The following is a 6,267-nucleotide window of genomic DNA, read 5'->3' as shown; positions in this document are numbered from 1 at the left end:
GCAACATAAACGATATTTTCTTGGGCATCAAGGATGGACTGGATATAAAGTGCCTGTTCGGCGAGTTTCTCTTCATGCTTTTTTTGACGGCTGATATCGTGCTGAACTCCGATGAAATATTTGAGTTTTCCGTTAGTGTCGAACATGGGGGTGATATTGAGAAGATTGTGAAACAATTTCCCCTCTTTGGTATAGTTACGAAGTTCTACTTCACACGATTGGACATTTTTAAGTGCTTCGTATACGGCAGGAAGTCCCGATTGTTTCGGTTCCGGATCACGTAAAAAACGACAATTGCGTCCGACGGCTTCCTCAAAACTGTAGCCTGTTATTTCCGTGAACGCCCGGTTAACGTAGATCAGAGGATTATCGGGAAGGGAGGGATCGGTAATCGTTATCCCCGTATCGACGACATCAACAAGATGTTTGAACAATGCCGCTTCATCATAGGCATTTTTTCGATCGGTCACATCGCTTAAAAATAGCAATGCGATTTGCTCATCATCCTCTTCTATGACCAGTGAGCCGTTTACATCGCACCATTTCAATGTTCCGTCACTTTGGTAGATACCGATAAGTTGATGGAGAATATTTTGATTGGAAGCAATAAGACGCTTAGCCGGATGGTTTTCGTGTTTCAGCGGCTCAGATTTTTCATCGATAAGATGCCATATCGGATCGTTAGCAGTTTTTCCGATGAGCTGATCAATACTAAGACCGAGAAGATCGGATGCGGCCTTATTGGCATAAAGAATAGCCGTATCGCTTCGATGGATAATAACTCCCTCATTCAGGTGATCGAGGAGTGATAAAAAAGGCTCACCGTAGTGATTTACGAGTTTTTGAATCATAAACTTATTATAAACGGTTATTCATAAAAAAATTCCCAATAATTTGAAAAAAAGTGGTCTGGAAGGGGGAATAAGCTATAGTTACAGCTTTTAATACTACACGAAAGTCCTCAAAAGAATGAATAAATTAATTTCCCTGTTAGTGCTATTTTTCTTTATTGTTTCCGCTTCCGCTAAAGAGAATATCCGGTTCGGTGTCTTCGCGTATATGGGGGTCGAAAAGACCCGTGCCAAATACCAGCCACTTGTCGATTATCTGAATACAAAATTGGACAATCGGGTTATTTTAGACGTTTTGACCCAAGAGGCGATGGATGCAAAAATCGCCAAAGGGGAGTTGGATATCGTGACGACCAATCCCACCCATTTTCTGGTTATCCGGCATCAATACGCTCTTAGCGGCGCTCTGGCAACGCTGATAAGTGTCAGTGATGAGGGGAAACCTACCAGCAGACTCGGCGGTGTGATTATCGTTCGTCCTGAGAGCAGTGTTGAAAATCTTTCCGATCTTAAAGACAAGACGATCGAAACTCCGAGTTTAAAACACATGGGGGGATTTCGGGCTCAAGCATACGAACTTCATAAAAACGGTATTTATCTCCCCAATGAGAGCAAACAAATTATCGAGAACCACGGTTCTCATCAAGATGTGGTGCATGATGTACTGCTGCGAAAAGCTGATGTCGGATTTGTCCGAGACGGCATTTTGGAAGAGATGATTGCACACGGTGAGATTCGTTCAGATGATGTTCGAGTAATTAACGAGCAGCATAATATCAATCACCCTTTTAGGGTTTCAACACAGCTGTATCCCGAATGGCCTGTTTTTTCTCTGCCACATACCAAAGAAGCGGATGCAAAAGCATTTGTAGCGGCTCTCTTTTCCCTCCCGCCGACGTTAAGTGCAACGAAACAAGCGGGTATCTATGGCTATACCCTCCCTGCTGATTATTTGAAAGTCGAAGAGCTTGCACGTCATTTACGTCTCCCTCCGTTTGATCAAACGCCCGAAATTACTTTTTCGGATATCTGGGTACATTACCAAAACGTGATAATCGTTTCAGTGGCGGCATTGTTGCTCGTTTTGCTTTACTATACACGTGAGCAGAGAAGAAAGAAACTGTTCGAATCGCTCCTCTTTAACATCGGAGACGGCGTCTACGGTGTCAATAAAGAGGGGAAATGCACATGGATCAACACGCAAGCGTTGAAAATGACCGGTTTTACTGAAAAAGAGATTTTACAAAAAGATCAACACACCCTTTTTTATCATCATAAAACGACTCATGAAGTGTATGACGAGTCAGAATGTCCTATTTATCTTACCCTCAGTGATCGTCGAACGCGTATGAGCGAAGAGTATTTGATACGGAATGACGGCACCTTTTTCCCCGTCAGTCTGACCGTGGCCTCGGCAGATGAAGGGGCGATCGTCGTATTTAGGGATATAACGGAACAAAAAAGACTTCAAGAGACCCTTCAAAAAAATGAATCAAGTCTAAAAAAAGCTCAAGCGATAGCCCATATCGGAAGCTGGGAACTCGATCTTATTACCAATGTCCTGCTTTGGTCGGATGAGATATACCGTATTTTCGAGATTGACCATCTCCGATTCAGAGCTTCGTACGAAGCCTTTTTACATGCAATCCATCCCGAGGATCGTGAGAGTGTCAACCGTGCCTATTTGCATTCATTACAAAATCGACAAAAGTATACAATCGATCACCGTCTTTTGATGGAGGACGGGCGGATCAAATGGGTTCGGGAAGTGGGCGATACCGAATACGATTCGGAAGGAAACGGGATTCTTTCCAGAGGAACGGTTCAAGATATCACCGAACAGGTGTTAATCACTCACGAACTTCATGAGACGAAATCAAAACTTGAAACCGTTAATACTGCCTTGAAACTGAAAAATGATCAGCTTAAAGAGTTGGCGATGATAGACGGCCTAACCCATATCGCCAATCGCCGCTTTTTTGATCAAATGTATGAAAAGAGTTATAAAGAGATTTCTCGAGATAAAAAATCTCTGTCGATACTCATGATAGACGTCGATCATTTTAAGCGTTATAACGATAATTACGGGCATGCCCAAGGAGATGCGTGTTTGATCGCCATAGGCAAAGCTCTCAAAAAATCGCTGAAACGTCCGAGTGATATTATCGCCCGTTACGGAGGCGAAGAGTTTGTTGTTTTGCTTAAAGATATCGATTTCGAGGGGGCAAAAAAAGTCTCAGCAAGTTTGGTAAAAGCGATCGAAGCGCTCAAGATTGTTCATGAATACTCATCGGCAAGCGATCACGTCACTATTAGTGTCGGAATGGCATTCAAAGATATAGGGGATGACGTGACGAAAGAATCTCTTCTGAAAAAAGCCGACGATGCTCTTTATAAGGCTAAATCTGAGGGTAGAAACAGGGTCAGTGTGCTTTAAGAATATCGGCGTTATGATTTACTCAATTCATGTGAAGATCAGAGGAATATGCAAGCTCAAGAACTCAAGGCAAGTTTTACAAAACGTTACGTTATTGCGATTTCTCTCATCGCATTTCTATCAACTGGTGCCTTTTATTTTCTACATTTAGGGTTGCAAACCAGTGACTCTACCGCATTAATCGTTAATATGTCGGGAAAGCAGAGGATGCTTTCCCAGCGGGTCGCTTCTCTTTCACAACAATATTATTTTCATATCTACAGTGACAATAAACATATTCGTCCTGAGATTCTTCAAGCCGAGTTGCTTGGGGCTATTGAAGAAATGGATAGAGCCAGTGCCGCTTTGTCCTCAGGCAAATTAAAAGAGGGGGTTCATGTTGGGCTTTCACCCGAAATGTATGAAATATATTATGGAGAAATTGCACTTAAAAAGAAGGTAGATGGGTATCTGGAACGCGCAAAACGTTTAAGTGAAGCACCCTCGCAAACTGAGTCGGCTAATCTTTTACATGAGATTATTCTTATCTCTAATCCCTTATTGAACGATTTGAACGGCGCTGTTTTGCAGTATCAAAAAGAGGGTGAAAAAAATTTAGCTGAAGTTAAACAGCTTGAGACTCTCGTATGGATAGTTACCTTGATCACGCTTCTTCTTGAAGTCATTTTTATCTTTCAGCCGATGGCACATAAAATTCGTGAATTGTTTCAAGAGGTAATCTGGAATCAGGAAAATCTTGAGCAGCAAATTTCAATGAGGACGATGAGTTTGGAACATGCCAACTCAAAATTGCTTCAGATGGCATCGCATGATCCCCTTACCGGGCTTAAAAATCGTTTGAATATGGAGCGTGATCTCGAAGATTTGATTATTCAATACGACAAGCATCATCTCCCTTATGCGGTATTGATGCTTGACATCGATTGGTTCAAAAAGATCAATGATAGTTACGGTCATGATGCGGGTGATTTTGTTTTATGTGAAATTTCAAAGATTATGCTGGAAAATGTGCGGATTCAAGACAGTGTTTATCGTGCCGGAGGGGAAGAGTTTGTTATAATATTTAACCGTATTAGCCGAGAGCAGGCTGTTGAAAAAGCTGAAGCCATTCGGATAAATATTCAAGAATATCGGTTTCTATTTGATGAACAAGTGCTGCAATGTACTATTAGCGGCGGTATTTACCACCCCGATATTCGGAAGTCTACCAATGTTCAGGGAGTACTCAAACTCGCTGATAATGCTCTTTATGAGGCTAAACACTCAGGGCGTAACAGGATTGTCGAAGCGATGCACGAAAAATTTAGTCAAATAGATTAAATAGGGTATGATTTTGCTGAATTTACAAGGAAAGAGTTGAATGATAAATAAAACGATAATCGAACGTATTTTATTGGTGGATGATAGTAAAACGTTATCAAAGTTGATCAGTTTAAAAGTAAAAAGTGAATTAAATTTAGAGATAGATATTGCTCATTCGCTTGCAGAAGCAGAGCTTTTTACCAAGAAGTACACCTACACATTGGCGATTCTTGATCTTAATCTCCCCGATGCACCTAATGGTGAAATCGTCGATACGATGCTTAAAAAGAATATTCCATCCATCGTTTTGACGGGGAGTGTCGATAAAGAATTCCGCAAGGTGATGCTTAAAAAAGATATTATCGATTATATTCACAAAGGGGGAATCCATGATATCGATTACGTGATCGATATCATTAAGAGACTTCTTAAAAACCGTCACCATAAAGTCATGGTTGTTGATGATTCATCGGTGTTTCGAAATCAGATGAAAAAAATGGTGGGAAATCTTTTTTTCCAAGTCTTTGCCTTGGCTCACGGGGAAGAGGCTCTGTTGATTTTGGAAGAGAACCCTGATATTAAAATTATTATTACCGATTACAATATGCCGGTCATGGACGGATTGGAACTGACAAAAGCGGTTCGACAAAAATACACGAAAAGTCAGCTTTCGATTTTTGTCCTCTCTTCCAGCGAAGATTCCGACGTATCGGCGATGTTTCTCAAACGGGGTGCGAATGATTTTATCAACAAGCCTTTCAGTAAAGAGGAGTTTTCGTGCCGTTTGAACAATGCGATTGAAGCCCTTGAAAACATTGATACGATAACCAATTATGCCAGTCGCGATTTTTTGACAGGGTTGTATAACCGTCGTCATTTTTTCACGGTAATGGAACCGTATTTTATTGACGCGGTCAGTCGGGACGAAGAGTTTATTCTTTCCTTGATCGATATCGATAATTTCAAGACGATCAATGATACGTACGGACATGATATTGGGGATCAGGTGATTATCCAAGTCTCTGAAATCCTTCGCTCAAACGTACAGTATCAGGATGTTATTTCACGTTTTACGGGAGAAGAGTTCTGTTTGGTCTTAAAAGATACCACCCGTGAAAAAGCACTTGAAATTTTAGAGCGGATACGCCAAAAGATAGCATTGACCCCTTTGATAATAGAAGGGGATCAGGAGATTTTTGTGAGTGTCTCTATCGGTGCGGCATTGGAGCATGACAATTCATTGAATGATACGATTAATGAAGCCGATTCTCAATTGCTTCATGCAAAACACAGCGGAAAAAATAGGATTTGTGCAAAATAAATCACTAAAATCTTCCGTGCGAGAGATTTTAGTGTACGACAGCTAGCCCTTCGGCTTTCCATGCCGTTATTCCCCCTTTGACGTTTAGAGGGGTAAATCCGTTTTTGACCAGGATACGTGAAGCGCGTATGCTTCGGTTTCCGCTGTGGCAATAGACGATGATTTTTTGATTTTTGACCTGAGCGATCAGAGCAAGGTTATTGCTGAGAGTCTGTACGGGAACGAGAATGGCCCCATCAATATGCTCTTGCGAAAACTCATCGGGCGTACGGACGTCCAAAATAGCAATTTTTTCTCCGCTTTTCATAAGCGTGTAGGCCTCTTTGGGTGAAATGGATTCGAAATCGGTGAGAATC

General features: G+C 41.5%; 5 protein-coding genes. 3 read left to right on the top strand and 2 right to left on the bottom strand.

The features are described 5' to 3' along the window. A partial coding sequence (locus Q0C19_RS10290) for a PAS domain S-box protein (RefSeq protein WP_295055705.1) occupies window positions 1–851 on the bottom strand: 851 nt, incomplete at its 3' end. A 118-nt stretch (window positions 852–969) separates the two neighbouring features. Between Q0C19_RS10290 and Q0C19_RS10285 the strand changes: the two genes are divergently transcribed. Genes Q0C19_RS10285 through Q0C19_RS10275 form a run of 3 tightly spaced genes read left to right on the top strand, consistent with a single transcriptional unit; the run spans window position 970 to window position 5,911 of the window. Continuing rightward, window positions 970–3,288, top strand: coding sequence for a diguanylate cyclase (locus tag Q0C19_RS10285; protein ID WP_295055703.1), 2,319 nt, complete (start codon window positions 970–972; stop codon window positions 3,286–3,288). Window positions 3,289–3,336: 48 nt separating this feature from the next. Continuing rightward, on the top strand, window positions 3,337–4,608 hold the full coding sequence (locus Q0C19_RS10280; protein WP_295055701.1) for a diguanylate cyclase: 1,272 nt from the start codon (window positions 3,337–3,339) through the stop codon (window positions 4,606–4,608). Window positions 4,609–4,648: 40 nt separating this feature from the next. Next, window positions 4,649–5,911: a diguanylate cyclase gene (locus Q0C19_RS10275; protein ID WP_295055699.1), complete on the top strand. Its 1,263-nt coding sequence runs from the start codon at window positions 4,649–4,651 to the stop codon at window positions 5,909–5,911. A 28-nt stretch (window positions 5,912–5,939) separates the two neighbouring features. Here Q0C19_RS10275 and Q0C19_RS10270 read toward each other — a convergent pair. Next, window positions 5,940–6,267 (bottom strand): rhodanese-like domain-containing protein (locus tag Q0C19_RS10270; protein WP_295055696.1); only part of this gene is annotated, 328 nt, incomplete at its 5' end.

The sequence above is a fragment of the Sulfuricurvum sp. genome (assembly GCF_023250475.1).
In the GTDB taxonomy this organism is placed as follows: domain Bacteria; phylum Campylobacterota; class Campylobacteria; order Campylobacterales; family Sulfurimonadaceae; genus Sulfuricurvum.
This window is presented reverse-complemented; position numbering and strand designations above follow the sequence as displayed.